We start from the raw sequence: 14475 nt of genomic DNA, 5'->3' as shown, positions 1-14475 counted from the left end.
CGCTTCCGGAATGATTCCCGAGGCTCCAGAGCGACTGACAGTTCGCAGGCTAAAACCTAAACTTAAATTGAGGTCAAGAAGGAGAATGAAAAAATGAGAGAAAGGCGAGCTGAAAACCATACGAGCCTACCGTGTGAATGCAAAATCAATCTTGGTGATTTTAACCATCAAGAAGCCTTATATATATAAGCCCAAGTCTGGAGGATGCGTGCAATGACTTGCCAGACGCTTGGCGAAGCGCTAAAAACGTCTCCCCAGCAGAAGCCAAGGAGACGGAAGATGCCGGCCCACCTCCAGCGCGACCTCAGTGTTGGCGAAGTCGCGAAGCGCAGCGGCCTGGCGGTTTCCGCCATTCACTTCTACGAGGCCAAGGGGCTGATCAAGAGCCGCCGCAACGCCGGCAATCAGCGCCGCTTCTCCCGCGACGTGCTGCGGCGCGTGGCGATCATCAAGGTCGCCCAGCGGACCGGTATCCCCCTCGCCGAGATCCGCACCGCCTTCGAGGACCTGCCCGACTTCCGCGCCCCCACCGCCGCCGACTGGAAGCGGCTCTCGACGAACTGGCGGCATGCTCTGGACGAACGGATCGCCCGCCTTGCCCAGCTGCGCGACCAGCTCGACCACTGCATCGGCTGCGGTTGCCTGTCGATGGAGGACTGCCCGCTGCGCAACCCCGAGGACGAACTGGCCGCCGAGGGCTCGGGACCGCGATTGCTCGACCCCGACTGAACTACCGTTTAACCGTTCTGTTACGTTAGCGACGGGACCTGCTATCTTGTGCTAAGCGCGCCTGGAGGGACCCGCCATGACTGAGCCACTGACGCTTTACACGCACCCCATGTCCCGCGGTCGCATCGCCCGCTGGATGCTCGAGGAGACCGGGACGACCTACCATACCGAGATCGTGACGTTCGGCTCAGCCATGAAGTCGCCCCGGTACCTTGCCATCAATCCCATGGGCAAGGTACCCGCAATACGTCACGGCGATACGGTGGTGACCGAATGCGCCGCCATCTGCGCCTACCTGGCGGATGCCTTTCCCGAAGCCGGCCTGGCGCCGCCTCTCGCCGAGCGCGGCGCCTACTACCGCTGGCTGTTCTTCGCCGCCGGCCCGCTGGAGGCCGCCATCACCGATCGTGACCTGGGCATGGAACCCAACATCGAACAGCAGGGCAGGGTCGGCTACGGCAGCATCGAGGCCGTCCTGGAGACCCTCGAAGTCGCCGTCAGCGCTCACGAGTTCATTGCCGGCCCGCACTTCAGCGCCGCCGACGTCTACCTCGGTTCCCACATCGGCTGGGGGCTGCAGTTCGGCAGCCTGGAGTCCTGCCCCGCCTTTGCCGACTACTGGGCACGGGTCAGCGACCGCGAGGCGTACCGGCGTGCCAACTCCCTCGACGAGCAGGCCGCACGCCAGGCGGCCAACCCACAGGGAGCCTGAAGCACAGCAGTACGCCAACGGCGGAAGATCAATGCTGCTCGAAGGGGCGTGCCCAAAGATCGTCAGGCTGGTGACGATTGAGAATCTCCTCCGCTTCCGGCTTCGATTCGTCCGGCACGATCACTTTGACCTGATTGGCCTCCTTGTCGAAGTGGAGCTTCTCGCGCGGAAAGTTCTTGGAGATGAGCTCGTCGTAGGCGTTGGTCGCCTTCATGAGGTCGTGATAGGTCGCCGTTACGGTCAGAGTCATGACGTTCTCCTTCCATTGGTTGTCTCTACGAGCACGACGGCACCCCGTTGGGATGTCCTTTTGCCTCCTTCAGTATAGTGAAAGGCTCTCGTCGTCCAGTCTCACCCGGCAAGGGTCTCCGCCAGCGTCCAGTCGTTGTCGGTCAGCGGCTCGGCCCCCTCGGGGGTGACCCGCACGGTATCGCTGAGCCCGATGCCCCACGCTCCCGGCACGCGCAGGCACAGCGGCAGGTGAAAGACCATGTCGGCCTCGAACCGACGCGGCTGGCCGCGGGCGATGTAGCCGCTGCCCTCGACCCAGCTGGGCGGAAACTGCGCGCCCACGGCATAGCCGAACACGCCCGAGAAGAACACTCGCTCGGCGTGGGGCTCGAGCACGGCCTCGGCGGCCCGGGCGGCATCGTCGAAGCTGTTGCCGGGACGCATCGTCGCGGCCAGGGCCTCGAACAGGTCACGACACACATCGCGCAGCACCAGCATCGGCGGCGTGGCACGCCCGGCCACGACCGTCTTCATCATCGGCGCGGTGTAGCGCCGGTAGGCGGCGCCAAACTCCAGGAAGACCGGCTCATCGAGAGCAATGCGATGCCGCTGATGGTTCACGTGGATCACGCTGATGCGCCGGCCGGTGGTCACGATGGGCTGCATGCTCATGAACTCGCTGCCGGCCGCCAGCATCGCCCGCGCGCCCTCCGCCGCCACGTCGCCGTCCGCCATGCCGGGGACGACGATCCGCGCTGCCGCCCTGAGCCCCAGCGAGGTGATCCGGGCACTCTCGCGCAGGCAGGCGAGCTCCGCTTCGCTCTTGACAATGCGGATGCGGTCGAGCAGCTCGCCCCCATCGTCACGGAAGCGCTCGCTGCCCAGGCGCGCCTGCAGCTCGCGCAACACGCCGTGGCGCAGCCCCGCGCCGAAGAGATCCAGGCCGATGGCACGAAAGGGAGCCAGGGTCTCGGCCAAGGGCTCGATCACCTCGCCGATGCCCTCCCAGCGGTAGCCGAGCAGCTCGTCGACCCGCGCGGTGACCACCGCCGGCCCGGTCTCGATGGAAGGGACCTGCAGCACCAGCCGGGCGGACGAGCAGACGAGGCAGGTATATACCGACACCTCGAAGGTGTTGTAGCCGGTCAGGTAGTAGATGTCGGCAGGGTCGGTCAGCAGCAGGGCATCCAGGCCGGCGTGCTGCATGGCGTCACGCACGCGGGCCAGGCGGGCATCGAACTCGCTCTCGGGGAAGGCCAGCTCGCTGGCCTCTAGCCGTGCCGCCAGGGCGTGGCGGTACTGGTGGTGGTCCATGGTGCGGCTCCGACACTTGGGGAATCTCAAGGCAGTGTAGCCGTGACCGGCATCATGTCAGCCCTCATCGAGGCGAAATAGGGCTGTTCCAGGGCAGGCCGGTTTCGTAGAATCCAGCCTCGTATCCGATGCAACAGGACAACGTTATGGGCAGGGCCTTTCAGAACCGCAAGGAATCCATGGCCAAGACGGCCGCCGCCAAGACCAAGGTGTACAGCAAGTACGGGCGCGAGATCTATGTCTGCGCCAAGCAGGGCGGCACCGACCCCAACGGCAACCTGACGCTGCGAGGGCTGATCGAGCGCGCCAAGAAGGACCAGGTGCCCAGCCACGTGATCGACAAGGCACTGGACAAGGCCAGCGGCGTGGGCGGCGAGGACTACTCACCGGCGCGCTACGAGGGCTTCGGCCCGGGCAACTGCATGGTCATCGTCGACTGCCTGACCGACAACCCCAACCGCACCTTCGGCGACGTGCGCGCCTGCTTCAACAAGGCCAAGAGCAAGCTCGGCACCCCGGGCAGCGTCAGCCACATGTTCGACCACTGCGCGATTCTCGCCTACGCCGGTGACGACGAGGAAGCGGCGCTGGAGGCCTTGATGGAGGCCGATGTCGACGTCACCGACATCGAGAACGAGGAGGGTCGCATCACCGTCTTCGCCCCGCACACCGAGTATGCCAAGGCCAAGCAGGCACTGATCGATGCCTTCGGCGAGCTCGAGTTCGAGGTCGACGAGATCCAGTTCGTGCCCCAGACCACCACCCCGGTCGAGGGTGACGATGTGGCACTGTTCGAGAAGCTGCTCGACGCCCTCAACGACCTCGACGACGTGCAGAACGTCTTCCATAACGCCGAAGTCAGCGCCTGACGCGCAACGCCGCGCCCGGCTGGGCGCGGCGTTGCGTTCCTCTTGCCGAAGCGCTTTCAGCCGACAGTCAAGCCCCGCGTGACGGCGTAGAACCGCTATCGCCAGGCTTCGATCCGGAAGCGCCGGGGGGCTGCGGGTTCGCCGAACGGGAGCCCGAGGCGGTGGTCCCGGAGGGGCCGCCGGCAGAAGCAGTGCTGGTGCCGGTACCGCCTTTGCCTGCCGCCGTTTCCCGCCCGGGGCCAGGGCTGCCCGACGTGGAAGCCGAGCCCGCCTTGGCATAGCGCGCTTCGCTCGAGGGGTTTTCCACGTAGCTCGACGAGTTCGACGGCTGTGCCGTGCGAGCCTCCTCCTTGAGCCTGTCTGCGGTCTCGTGAATCTTCTCCTCGGCCCGCGCGAGCTGATCTCGCCCCGCGTCCTCCGCGCGCTGCAGGGCCCGGTCGCGCATCTCGCCCAGGTGCCGGTTTTCGGCACGAGTCGGCGAGAACAGGCTGCCGAGCACGGCTCCCATCGCGATACCAAGGGCGCCGGCCACCAGCGGATGATCCTGGACGAAGTGGCTGGTCTGTGCCCCCGCATCGCGTGCGCGATGGCTGACGGCCTGCATGGTGGAGTGCTGGCGATCACGCAGCCGCGAGGTGCGGTCACGCATCTGCCCGCCCATGTGCTGGGCGCGCTCGCGCATCTGATCGCTGACATGCTGGGCGCGGTCCCGTACCTGGCCGCCCATGTGCTGGGCGCGATCCCTCATGTGGCCGGCCATCTGCTGTGCCTTGTGCGTCATGCCAGCGCCATGGCCGTGCTCTGCTTCGCCATGCTGCGGCGAGGCGCCCAGCGCCGCGGGGTCATGCCCCAGGGTCGTGGTGCCGGCGCCGCTGATGCCGCCCCCCGGGGCGGTGTCGCCATCGGGCATGCGCGTGACGGGCAGCGTGGAGCCGGGGTAGCCCCCCGCATAGGGCTCTCGGTCGAGGTAGTCGTGGTCATGGCCGGAGCGGCGCTGCGCCAGCAGCAGCCAGCCCAGGCCAATGCCGGTCACCATGACAGGGAGCGGGTTCTCGCGAATCGTTCTACCCAGCGAGGAGAGCGCATTTTCTGCACCGCCGTGGCGGAGGTAATCATAGGTCGTGTTCATAAGCGTTTGGGGAGAGAATCTCTCTTCGATTTCGTGAAGGGTCTCATCCAGACGCGCGCGCGTCTGGTGAATCTCATGTTCGATCTCGTCCGAGGTACGTCGGTCACGCTGACTCATCTCAACTCCTCCTTGACCGCCGCCTCGTGCTCCTGGGTCAGCGCCTTGTCGCGCCGCAGGCTGGCCATGGTGCGCGTCGGCATCAGGTTTTCCTGCCTGAGTTTCTTGCGCCCCGCTTGGAGCATGATGAAGCCGATCACCACTACCACCCCACCGACGATGAGGGCGCTGAGCCAAGGGGTGGTGTCGGGAGGCAGCACGGTATTGAGACCGAAGACCGCCGCGGCAAGCAGCACCAGGAAACCACACAGGAGAACCGCACCGGCGATGGCGATCGAGGCCAGGGCACCCATGGCCTGACTGGTCTTTTCGCCCATCTCGGCCTTGACGAGCTCAGTCTCCTTGCGCACCAGCGAGGTGACTTCACGTGCCAGATTGGAGAAGAGAGACCCTATCGAGGGCTCTCCCGTACGTACTCTGTTTTCCGCTTCCATGAGGTGTCGCCTCCTTTGCATCTCACGGCAAAGCATCGTTCGACGAAAGCCAACGCTCTCGCCTCACATGCTGCGACTCAATGGGTCGACGCGTCGCTCTGACTGGAACTGCGCATGAAGCGCGACAGCATGAAGCCAGCGGCGATCGCCCCGCCCATGAACAGCGCCGGGTGCTGGCGGGTATAGTGACGGGTCTGCTCCATCAATGCCTCCAGGTCGCGCTCGCGTAGATTGCGTGAAAAGGCGTCGGAACGTCTGGCCAACTCGTTGACACAGCCGGAAAAGTACGGCTGCTCCTGACGCTCGAATTCATCGGCCATCTTATGCAGCACCGTGGACACCCTTTCGGCCTGATCGGCCGCGGCCGCCTTCTGACGGTCGAGGAGTCCTTCGGCCTGCTGACGGGCGGCATCACGCAGTTCGTCGCGGGTCTCCTCCGCCTGCTGGCGGATCTCCTCGCGATCGAGGCCGTGCCGATCACTGTCGTTGCCAACGCCAGCTTCCCGGCTCGCGCGGCTATCGGTATCGCTCATTCGCCACCTCCATGTTTTGCCAAGTGTCACTACGCCCTCGGAAGGGCTCCATGCAACCTTGTTCCGTCCAAGGCTCGAAAGCTGTGGTCGACACTCGCAAAATAGTACTCGTGAGGGGCCTGTCAATTTCCCGGAGGAGGGAGGGGAAAAACGGAACACAGGGGTGCAATGAGCGGATAATGAACGTTACTTTTGGCACCCGAAACTCACCGAGGAGAAACGGCACTTACCTGGCAAGCACGTCCTCGCCCTTGGGCTCAAGGCTACCGGGTCAGGCCGGCCTGGCGAGCAAGGAAATCATCGATCGAGGCGGAATACTCCGGCTCGCTTTCGATAAAGCCGGTGTTGTGACCGCCGCGAATGGCGAGCATCGTCTTGGGTTCGTTGGCGGCGGCGAAGACCGCCTCTCCCTCGGCATAGGGGATGATCTCGTCCTCACGGCTATGAATCACCAACAGCGGCGATTCGATCTGTCTCACGTAGCGCTCGGTGGGATAGTCCAGCGTCGCCAGCCAGCGCACCGGCAGGAAGGGGTAGAGTCGCTGACCCAGCGCCGGTACCGAGCGAAAAGGCGATTCGAGAATGATCGCCGCCGGTTGCTCCTCGGGAGGCAGCGCGGCGGCCAGCTCCGCCGCAACGGCCGCCCCCAGCGAGCGCCCGAACAGCACGATCTCGCCGGCAGGAACCCCCTGCTCGATCAGCCAGCGCCAACCGGCCCGGGCGTCATGCGCCGTTCCCGCTTCGGAGGGGCGGCCTTCGCTGCGGCCGTAACCGCGGTAATCGAGGATCAGCACCGACAGGCCCAAACGATGGAACTGCCGGATAGAGTCGAGACGATGGGAGATGTTGCCGGCATTGCCGTGCAGGAACAGCAGGCTGCCGCGGGCGCTCTCGACGGGAATCCACCAGGCATCCAGGGTCACGCCGTCTGCGGTCGCCAGCTCGATCTGCTGCCATGCCAGGCCGCGGTCGGCGGGAGTGGCGACATGCTCACGTCCCATGTGCGGCAGGTAGAGCAGCCGCTCCTGAAAGAACCAGGCCAGCACCACCACGAGGCCGTAGATGCCAACCAGGGAGGCGATCACGCGCAGCATGGTCCTCCGCCTTCCTCCTCACACGCTAGCCGGCCTGGATAAAGGCCCGATAGGTCTCCCAGGCATCATCCACACCGGCCTCGAGGAAACGTTGCCCATGCTCGACGCTGGCGAGCGTCGGATCGGAGCCCATGCGCCCGTCGGGAAAGCGGCGGCGAAACTCGTCGGCATCGCACTGGGCGCTACCGCGAGGGGCGATGCGCGGCGACATCTCCACCTGCTTGACCGCTTCGGGCCGCGCGAACCAGGAGAGCGCCACCTCCGAGGCGGTGGCGTGGGTGCCCTCGGCCTCACCGTAGAGCGATTCGGCCAGCTCGCGGACTCGCGGGCCGGCGAACCAGTTGCAGGTGGTGAGGTTGAGCCGGCTGGCTGGCTGGGAGCCGTAACCCAGGCTGCGCTCGGCGTAGATCTCGGCGAAAGCCGCACTCAGGGTCGCAATGTTGCCGCCGTGGCCGTTGAGAAAGAACACATGGGTGAAGCCGTGACGCGCCAACGAGGTCACGGTGTCACGCAGCACGGCGAGCAGCGTGCTGGGGCGCAGGCTTATGGTGCCGGGAAAGGCCAGGTGATGCTGGGCCATGCCCAGGTTCTGGGTCGGCGCCACCAGCACGCCGTGACGCTCGCCGAGCTCCCAGGCAATCGTTTCGGGGCAGATGGCATCGGTGCCCACCAGGCCGTTGGGGCCATGCTGCTCGGTGGAGCCGATCGGCACGATGATGCCGGTCTCGCGCCGCAGGTAGGCCTCGACCTCCTGCCAGGTAGCGTGCTGCAGCCGCATGTCGTCTCCTTATGATCCGCCTTGCCCACCGCTGCGGTCGCAGCCCATCACTCCCGCCTTGGCCCAGTTCTCGCCATCCACTTCCTGGTAGAACACCTGGACGCTCTGCTCGGGAACCCCATAGATCTCGACGAAGGCCTCGGTGATGCGGCGCGCCAGCTCGCGCTTCTGCGCCAGTTCACGCGGGAACTGCTGAATGGTCACGATGGGCATGCGGGCTCCTGTCAGCGCGGGTGGTGGAAAGGTCCATGGTCGGCCCAAAGGCACTTTCCCGCAACCTCATGTGTCCCGCCTGCCCTTCGGCCTCGCTACTCCGGCGACGGGTCGCTGTACTCCATGCGCGACCACAGGCTGCCCTGCAACAGGTCGCACCCCTGCTCGCGCAGGAAATCGGCCTGCAGGCGAGACTCGACCCCGCTCGCCGCCACGCGCACTCCCAGCTCGTGCGCCATCCTGATGACCGAGCGAATGACCGCCTGGCGGCGCGGGTTGTCGAGGCAGCCGTCGAGGAACAGCGCATCGAGCTTCAGCGTGTCGATGGGCAGCAGGCCCAGATGCCCCAGCAGGGAATGCCCCTTGCCGAAGCCGTCGAGGGAGAGCCTCACTCCGCACGCCTGGAGCCGCTCGAGCGTCGCGCAGGCGTGCTCGGGATCCTGCATCAGCCCGCCCTCGTTCAGCTCGATCTCGAGCAGCCCCGCGGGCAAGCCGCTCTCGGCGAGCACCACGCGAACCCGCTCGGCCAGTTGGTCGCCGGCCACGCCTTCGGCCGGCATGCCGACCACCACGCGCAGCCCCGAGCCGGCCTCGTACCAGGAGCGGGCATGGCGGCAGGCCCTGGCCAGTACCCAGGAGCAGATGTCGTGTACCTGATCATTGTCACGCGCGGCAGGCCACCAACGGGCCGCTTCGAGCACGCCGAAACGTGGTGAACACCAGCGCGGCTGGGCCGACACCGCCACCACCTGGCCGCTGCGCGCGCACAGCACGGGGCGATAACGCAGCGCCATCTCGCCGCGCGCCAAGGCATCGCGCAGCTCGCAGCGCAGCGTCATGCGATCAGGACCTTCGTCGAGCAGCTCGGGCGAGAAGACGCAGTGGCGTCTGCTGCCTCCGGCCTGGGCCTTGCGCCGGGCCAGGTTGGCGTGTCGCATCAGTTCGGCGACCGTATCGCCATGGTCGGGGTACAGCGCCAGCCCGATGCAGCAGCTGGCAAAGAGGGTACGCCCGGACAGCTCGATGGGCTGTCGGGCGCGCTCCAGCAGCCGCTCGACGACGGTAACGACCGCCTCCAAGCCGGTCACGTCGGGCAGTGTGGCCATGACCTCATCGCTGTCGAGACGGCTGACACTGCCCTTGAAATCGATGACCTCGCTGACCCGCTGTGCCACCAGGCGCAGGCAGGCATCGCCCATCGGCCTGCCCAGCGAATGGTTGATCTCCTTCAGGCGATCGATGTCGATGTGCAGGATGGCGACCTTCGTGCCCTGTGCGGCGGCGCGATCCAGCAAGGCGGCCAGCTGATGCTCGGCGTGGCGGCGCGTGGCCAGGCCGGTGACGTCATCATGATTGGGCTGATGGGCCGAATCCTGGGATCGGCTCTGAATGGCGAGCTGGCGCATGAGACTCCCTTCCCCACGGGATGCAACGGACCTGTCGAGACATTTACGTGGTCCCTTGAACCGACTGCACTCACGCCAGGGTTGTTGTCGTTATACTCAGTATGCTTCAGATATCATGCCAATCTCATCTCGTCAAAAGGAGTTTTGTAAGTCCGTCAATACCTACTTTAGTCCTTTTTGTAAAAGGCCGGCCATCGGCATGTCCATTGCGGCACAGTCCCATTTACGCAACCAACGTCATTCGTAACACCATGACACAGCAGGTTTCTTTCCCAGTGGCTAGCCTGACCAACAGGACCATGCAGCATCCAGCATCGAACGTCCCAGTATGGAAAGGAAGGAGCCAGACCATGCCCGCCAAATCCGAAGCCCAGCAAATGGCGGCCGGAGCCGCTCTTGCCGCCAAGCGTGGCGAGAAGAAGGTCAGCGAACTCGAAGGTGCGTCCAAACAGATGTATGAATCGATGGACGAAAAGGAGCTCGAGAAAATGGCCTCGACCAGCCAGAAGGACAAGCCCACTCACAACCGCAAGTCATGACCTCGCTGACGAGTGGCCGTTTCCTGCCCATGGCGTCTAGGCTTTAGCCATGCCGGGCCATCCGAGCCTGTGCCAGAGAGTCTGTCTGGGAGACGAGCCATGCAGGAACGCGAGGTCGAGGTTGCCGTCATCGGGGCCGGCACGGCCGGTCTGAGCGCCTGGCAGGTGGCCAGGCAGTACCATGAGCGGGTCGTGCTCATCGAAGGGGGCGAGCCCGGCACTACCTGTGCCCGGGTGGGCTGCATGCCGTCCAAGCTGCTCATCGCCGCCGCCGAGTCGGCCCATCAGGCCCGCGAGGCGGCGGGCTTCGGCATCGCGGTCGGGCGGGTCGACGTCGACGGACAGGAAGTCATGGCGCGGGTCAGGCGCCAGCGCGACGCCTTCGTCGAGAGCGTGCTCGACTCGATGCGACGCATCGAGCCCGAGAACCGCCTCTCGGGCCACGCCCGCTTCGAGGATCCGCATACGCTGCGCGTCGGCGACGACCTGCGCCTGCGCGCACGAGCCATCGTCATCGCCACCGGCTCACGTCCCCACAGGCCCAAGGCGTTCGCCCCCGCCGGCGATCGCCTGGTCGACAGCGATGCCGTCTTCGAATGGAACGACCTGCCCGCCTCGCTGGCCGTGTTCGGCCCCGGCATCGTCGGGTTGGAACTCGGTCAGGCGCTCGCTCGCCTGGGAGTACGCCTGCGCATGTTCGGCAAGAGCGGCTCGCTCGGCCCGTTCCAGGACCCGGCGCTACGCGACTATGCCGAGCGCACCTTTGGCGACGAGTTCTACCTCGACCCGGCGGCCCAGGTCGAGACCATCGAGCGCGACGGCGATCAAGTCGCGATCACCTTCCTCGAACGCGGCAGTGGACGCCGCCTGACCGAGCGCTTCGACTACCTGCTGGCCGCCACCGGACGCCGTCCCAACCTCGACCAACTCGACTTGCAGAACGCCGGCGTGGCGCTGGACGACAAGGGCGTGCCCCACTACAACCGCTTCACCATGCAGTGCCGCAGCGCCGACGACGAGAGCGCCGGCAGCCATGTCTTCATCGCCGGGGATGCCAGCCAGGAGCTGCCGCTGCTGCACGAAGCGAACCAGCAGGGGCGCATCGCCGGACACAACGCCGGCCGCTACCCCGAGCGCCGCGCCGGTCGCCGCAGCACGCCGCTGTCGATCGCCTTCACCGATCCGCAGATGGCCACCGTCGGCCTGAGTCGCGATGAGGCAGCGAGCCGCTTCGGCTGCGATGGCGTCGCCGAAGGGGAAGCCACCTTCGAGGACCAGGGCCGCGCGGTGGTGATGCGCCAGAATCGCGGCCTGATGCGCCTCTACGCCGAGCACGGCTCCGGTCAGTTCCTCGGCGCCGAGCTGTTCGGCCCCCGGGTGGAACATATCGCTCACCTGCTGGCCTGGGCGCTGGAGCAGAGGTTGGGCGTCGAGCGGATGCTGGAGATGCCCTACTACCATCCGGTACTGGAGGAAGGGCTGCGCAGCGCCCTGCGAGACCTCAGCAGGGTGCTGCTGCAGGGGCCGGCCATGACCGAGCGCTGCCTCGAGTATGGCCCCGGCGGATAGGCCCGGAACTTCACTCCTCGAACGCCGAGAGCGCCCGCTCGCAGCCCATGCCCACCTGCTCGCCACCGCCCGGGTCGACCCAGGGCAGGATCGCCAGGGGCGGGGCGACGATGGCACCCAGCAGCGACAGGGCACCACGCGCCATCAGCTCCTCGGTGATGACGTTCACCTCCGGATCGCGCAGGGTCCCCTTCAGCTCCACCGGCGAGTTGCCGGTGAACAGGGTGGGGTCGAGATTGTGTCCCTGGAAGGCCATGTCCATCCGCTCGGTGGCCAAGTTGATGGCCCCGGCCCCCTCGAAATGGGCGATCTCGGTGGCCATGAAGAAATTTTCCAGGTCGGCCAGGCCGTCATTGGCCACGAAACGCACGTAGGTACACTCCAGCTGCACCTGGTCCTCCCCGGTGAGCGCCGCCACCAGGGCATTGGCCACGTTGAGCGGCAGGAGTTCGGCGGCGATGATGTCCAGCCAGCCCTGGGACATGGCCAGCTCCAGCTCGCCATCGAGCCCAGCCATCACCTCGTGCATGGAGCGTCCGTGATAGCGGAGGCCGCCGCGCCCACCGATCACCCCAAGGGTATCGCGTGCCACCTCGGGCAGCCCGGCCTCGTCCAGCAGGGCACTGAGGTTGACCTGATCGAGGGCCAGCTGCAGGTCGCCCTCCAGCCCTGCCTGGCGCGCATCCATGACCCATGCGGCACGAACCCGGCCGCCGCCGAGCCCAACCTGCAATGGATCGACTGTCATCACGCCCTGCTCCAGTTCCAGCGCGAGCGTCAGGTCTTCGAACGGTACATGCTCCGCCTGTACATCGGCTGCCTCGTAGTCGAGCACGATGTCGGTGTTGCGCAGCGCCTCGAGGTTCCATTCGCGATCGGGGAACAGCTTCCCAGTGCGCCGCTCCTCGGCTTCCCACTGCTGCTGCTCGGCGGATTCCGTCTCATCCGGGCCTGTTCCCGGCGACATGCCGAACAGTGGCAACAGGTCGTCCGCCTCGAGCCGCTGCGACTCCAGTGTCGACCAGAGCTTGGGCCGGTCGCCGAAGCGCATGCGCACGTCGCCGGCCACATCACTGTCGCCGAAGCCTCCTTCGAGATCGTCGATGTTGAGCAAATCGTCCCGGTAGCGCAGGTAGCCGCTAACCCGGTACGGCGGCAGCTCGGGCAGGGCGATGCCCGTCAGCTCGGTGAGTTCCGCCGGGCTCGGCCCTTCGAGGCGAACGCGACCCTCCACCGCCTCGAGGACGAAGGGCTGCACCGCACTACCGTCGATCCACAACCGGGTATCGCCGCTGGCCAGCTCGCCGGAAACCGGATAGGGCGTTTCGGAATCGGTGAGATCGAGCAGCGGACCGATCAGGAGGTCGAAGGCAAAGGGCTCCTGCTCGTAGCTGCCCTCGCCCACCAGATGGACCCGCTGTCCCTCCACGCCCTCGGTACGCGTGTCGGCACTGAACGAGAGCGCCAGGCCCCAGTGCGGGGCGCGGTAATCCAGGGCGGTGTTCTCGAACAGCAGCCCGCCGTCGACCACGCGGGTATTCAGCTCGCCATCCAGCGTCCCCAGCTGACCGAGCCCGAACGGTGCGAGCGCAGCAGTCAGGTCGATACGCTCGAGCCGCGCCTGCAAGTCGGCCAGCAGGCGCTGTTCCTCCACCTCGAGCCAACCCTGGACGTCCAGCGAGCGCGGCGTCTCCTCGTCGAGCTGCTGCATCGCCTGCAGCCGCGCGATGGAGAGCCGGCCGTCCTCCAGGGTCGCGCTCACGGCCAGATCATGCAGGGTCTGGCCGGCGTAGTGCAGGCGCCCGAGCGTTAGATCGAGATCGGCTTCGTATGCCGTCAAGGCCTCCAGCACTCGGGCCGCGCGCCGGTCCCACTCCTGCCGCGGCTCGTCCTGCGGCGAGGTGGCCTCGCCCTCCCTGGCCTCGAGCAGGCCCCAGCGGTCGAGGTCGAGTGCGTCGGCCTCGAGCTCGGCGGCAAGCCAAGGGGTATCGCGACCGAGATCCAGTGCCAGGCGGCCCTCGAGATGGCTGTCGCCGATCTGCCCCTGGAACGCCTCGACGACGCCGCGACGCTCTTCCAGTTCCAGGTGCAGCCGCCCCTGGAACTGGACCGGGTCGTCCTGGACTTGGCCCTCGCCGCGCACGTCCAGGCTCAGCTCGTCACCGCTCTCCCCCGGGGTTTCGAAGGCGACGTCGAACTCGATGTCGCGCCCGGCATCGCGATAGACCAGCCGGCCTCGGTCGACGACGAAGGTCTCGGGCCAGAGCGGAATGCCCTGCTCCTCGGTCGGCTCCTCGTCGACCAGATCGTCGATGTTGGTGCTGCCGTCCTCGCGGCGCAGCAGGAGCAGCTGGGGCCGGCGCACACCGACCCGCTCCAGCTCGATCCGTCGCTGGAGCAAGGCACCCACGTCCAGCGTCACCGTCAGCTCATCGAGGCGAGCCATGGGGTCGTCGGCCCACGGCGCGTTGGCCACTTCCACTTCGTCGAGCCGCAGGGTCAGCGGCAAGCCCCAATCGATGGCGTGATCGCCAATCGTCACCTCGCGCCCCAACTGCGTGCTGGCCTGGTCTGCCAGCCAGCCGCGGAACCAGGCGGATTCGAGCAGTAGCACTGCCGCCGCCAGCAGCAGCGCTACCGTCCCCATCGTCATGGCGATTCGCCGAGCGACCTTGTTCACCCCTACCTTCCATGGGTTGTGAGTTGAGATGTTTTCTAACCATGGACACAGACGCGGCCTTGGTCCAATCCTCCCTCTCGCCTGCCCGCCAGCCCCCACCCGGCGGCGCATCGCGGCGCACAGCCGGC

The 14475-nt window shown here is 66.4% G+C and carries 15 protein-coding genes; 5 read left to right on the top strand and 10 right to left on the bottom strand.

Annotated features, from left to right (window positions below; all coding sequences use genetic code 11):
* Positions 1-279 precede the first annotated feature (279 nt).
* Complete coding sequence (gene soxR / locus HNO51_RS03435) at positions 280-729, top strand: redox-sensitive transcriptional activator SoxR (protein WP_197449638.1); 450 nt, start codon at positions 280-282, stop codon at positions 727-729.
* A 76-nt stretch (positions 730-805) separates the two neighbouring features.
* Positions 806-1441, top strand: coding sequence for a glutathione S-transferase family protein (locus HNO51_RS03430; protein ID WP_197449637.1), 636 nt, complete (start codon positions 806-808; stop codon positions 1439-1441).
* Between the two features lie 28 nt (positions 1442-1469).
* Here HNO51_RS03430 and HNO51_RS03425 read toward each other — a convergent pair whose 3' ends face one another.
* Complete coding sequence (locus HNO51_RS03425) at positions 1470-1691, bottom strand: hypothetical protein (RefSeq protein ID WP_209538480.1); 222 nt, start codon at positions 1689-1691, stop codon at positions 1470-1472.
* Between the two features lie 101 nt (positions 1692-1792).
* Positions 1793-2986: a M24 family metallopeptidase gene (locus tag HNO51_RS03420; protein WP_209538479.1), complete on the bottom strand. Its 1194-nt coding sequence runs from the start codon at positions 2984-2986 to the stop codon at positions 1793-1795.
* Positions 2987-3132: 146 nt separating this feature from the next.
* Between HNO51_RS03420 and HNO51_RS03415 the strand changes: the two genes are divergently transcribed.
* Positions 3133-3855 (top strand): YebC/PmpR family DNA-binding transcriptional regulator, encoded by a 723-nt coding sequence (locus HNO51_RS03415; RefSeq protein WP_197449634.1) that lies wholly within the window; start codon positions 3133-3135, stop codon positions 3853-3855.
* 67 nt (positions 3856-3922) lie between these two features.
* Here HNO51_RS03415 and HNO51_RS03410 read toward each other — a convergent pair whose 3' ends face one another.
* From HNO51_RS03410 to HNO51_RS03380, 7 genes are all read right to left on the bottom strand, one after another.
* Positions 3923-5101 carry a DUF3618 domain-containing protein gene (locus HNO51_RS03410; RefSeq protein ID WP_209538478.1) on the bottom strand — a complete coding sequence of 393 codons (1179 nt, stop codon included), beginning with the start codon at positions 5099-5101 and terminating at the stop codon, positions 3923-3925.
* Complete coding sequence (locus HNO51_RS03405) at positions 5098-5535, bottom strand: phage holin family protein (RefSeq protein WP_197449632.1); 438 nt, start codon at positions 5533-5535, stop codon at positions 5098-5100. Before HNO51_RS03405 ends, HNO51_RS03410 begins: the two co-directional genes overlap by 4 nt.
* Before the next feature lie 77 nt (positions 5536-5612).
* Positions 5613-6068 carry a hypothetical protein gene (locus HNO51_RS03400; protein WP_197449631.1) on the bottom strand — a complete coding sequence of 152 codons (456 nt, stop codon included), beginning with the start codon at positions 6066-6068 and terminating at the stop codon, positions 5613-5615.
* Between the two features lie 263 nt (positions 6069-6331).
* Positions 6332-7162, bottom strand: coding sequence for an alpha/beta hydrolase (locus tag HNO51_RS03395; protein ID WP_209538477.1), 831 nt, complete (start codon positions 7160-7162; stop codon positions 6332-6334).
* Positions 7163-7187: 25 nt separating this feature from the next.
* Positions 7188-7940: a creatininase family protein gene (locus tag HNO51_RS03390; protein ID WP_197449629.1), complete on the bottom strand. Its 753-nt coding sequence runs from the start codon at positions 7938-7940 to the stop codon at positions 7188-7190.
* Between the two features lie 9 nt (positions 7941-7949).
* Positions 7950-8153, bottom strand: coding sequence for a tautomerase family protein (locus HNO51_RS03385; protein WP_197449628.1), 204 nt, complete (start codon positions 8151-8153; stop codon positions 7950-7952).
* A gap of 95 nt (positions 8154-8248) precedes the next feature.
* Positions 8249-9559, bottom strand: coding sequence for a putative bifunctional diguanylate cyclase/phosphodiesterase (locus HNO51_RS03380; RefSeq protein ID WP_209538476.1), 1311 nt, complete (start codon positions 9557-9559; stop codon positions 8249-8251).
* A 350-nt stretch (positions 9560-9909) separates the two neighbouring features.
* Here HNO51_RS03380 and HNO51_RS03375 point away from each other — a divergent pair, with 350 nt between their 5' ends.
* Together HNO51_RS03375 and HNO51_RS03370 are read left to right on the top strand one after the other, a co-directional pair.
* Positions 9910-10098, top strand: a complete 189-nt coding sequence (locus HNO51_RS03375) for a DUF3008 family protein (RefSeq protein WP_159549396.1) — start codon at positions 9910-9912, stop codon at positions 10096-10098.
* 99 nt (positions 10099-10197) lie between these two features.
* Positions 10198-11667, top strand: a complete 1470-nt coding sequence (locus HNO51_RS03370; RefSeq protein ID WP_197449626.1) for a dihydrolipoyl dehydrogenase — start codon at positions 10198-10200, stop codon at positions 11665-11667.
* A gap of 10 nt (positions 11668-11677) precedes the next feature.
* Here HNO51_RS03370 and HNO51_RS03365 read toward each other — a convergent pair whose 3' ends face one another.
* Positions 11678-14347: an AsmA family protein gene (locus HNO51_RS03365; RefSeq protein ID WP_209538475.1), complete on the bottom strand. Its 2670-nt coding sequence runs from the start codon at positions 14345-14347 to the stop codon at positions 11678-11680.
* Positions 14348-14475 lie beyond the last annotated feature (128 nt).

The sequence above is a fragment of the Billgrantia sulfidoxydans genome (assembly GCF_017868775.1).
GTDB classification, from domain to species: Bacteria; Pseudomonadota; Gammaproteobacteria; order Pseudomonadales; family Halomonadaceae; genus Halomonas; species Halomonas sulfidoxydans.
Note: the sequence above shows the minus strand (reverse complement) of the source record. Positions and strands in the feature narration are given on the sequence as shown.

Coding starts and splice junctions, on each gene's coding strand:
- soxR (WP_197449638.1), top strand. CDS start 280: ATGCCGGCCCACCTCCAGCGCGACCTCAGTGTTGGCGAAGTCGCGAAG.
- HNO51_RS03430 (WP_197449637.1), top strand. CDS start 806: ATGACTGAGCCACTGACGCTTTACACGCACCCCATGTCCCGCGGTCGC.
- HNO51_RS03425 (WP_209538480.1), bottom strand. CDS start 1,691: ATGACTCTGACCGTAACGGCGACCTATCACGACCTCATGAAGGCGACC.
- HNO51_RS03420 (WP_209538479.1), bottom strand. CDS start 2,986: ATGGACCACCACCAGTACCGCCACGCCCTGGCGGCACGGCTAGAGGCC.
- HNO51_RS03415 (WP_197449634.1), top strand. CDS start 3,133: ATGGGCAGGGCCTTTCAGAACCGCAAGGAATCCATGGCCAAGACGGCC.
- HNO51_RS03410 (WP_209538478.1), bottom strand. CDS start 5,101: ATGAGTCAGCGTGACCGACGTACCTCGGACGAGATCGAACATGAGATT.
- HNO51_RS03405 (WP_197449632.1), bottom strand. CDS start 5,535: ATGGAAGCGGAAAACAGAGTACGTACGGGAGAGCCCTCGATAGGGTCT.
- HNO51_RS03400 (WP_197449631.1), bottom strand. CDS start 6,068: ATGAGCGATACCGATAGCCGCGCGAGCCGGGAAGCTGGCGTTGGCAAC.
- HNO51_RS03395 (WP_209538477.1), bottom strand. CDS start 7,162: ATGCTGCGCGTGATCGCCTCCCTGGTTGGCATCTACGGCCTCGTGGTG.
- HNO51_RS03390 (WP_197449629.1), bottom strand. CDS start 7,940: ATGCGGCTGCAGCACGCTACCTGGCAGGAGGTCGAGGCCTACCTGCGG.
- HNO51_RS03385 (WP_197449628.1), bottom strand. CDS start 8,153: ATGCCCATCGTGACCATTCAGCAGTTCCCGCGTGAACTGGCGCAGAAG.
- HNO51_RS03380 (WP_209538476.1), bottom strand. CDS start 9,559: ATGCGCCAGCTCGCCATTCAGAGCCGATCCCAGGATTCGGCCCATCAG.
- HNO51_RS03375 (WP_159549396.1), top strand. CDS start 9,910: ATGCCCGCCAAATCCGAAGCCCAGCAAATGGCGGCCGGAGCCGCTCTT.
- HNO51_RS03370 (WP_197449626.1), top strand. CDS start 10,198: ATGCAGGAACGCGAGGTCGAGGTTGCCGTCATCGGGGCCGGCACGGCC.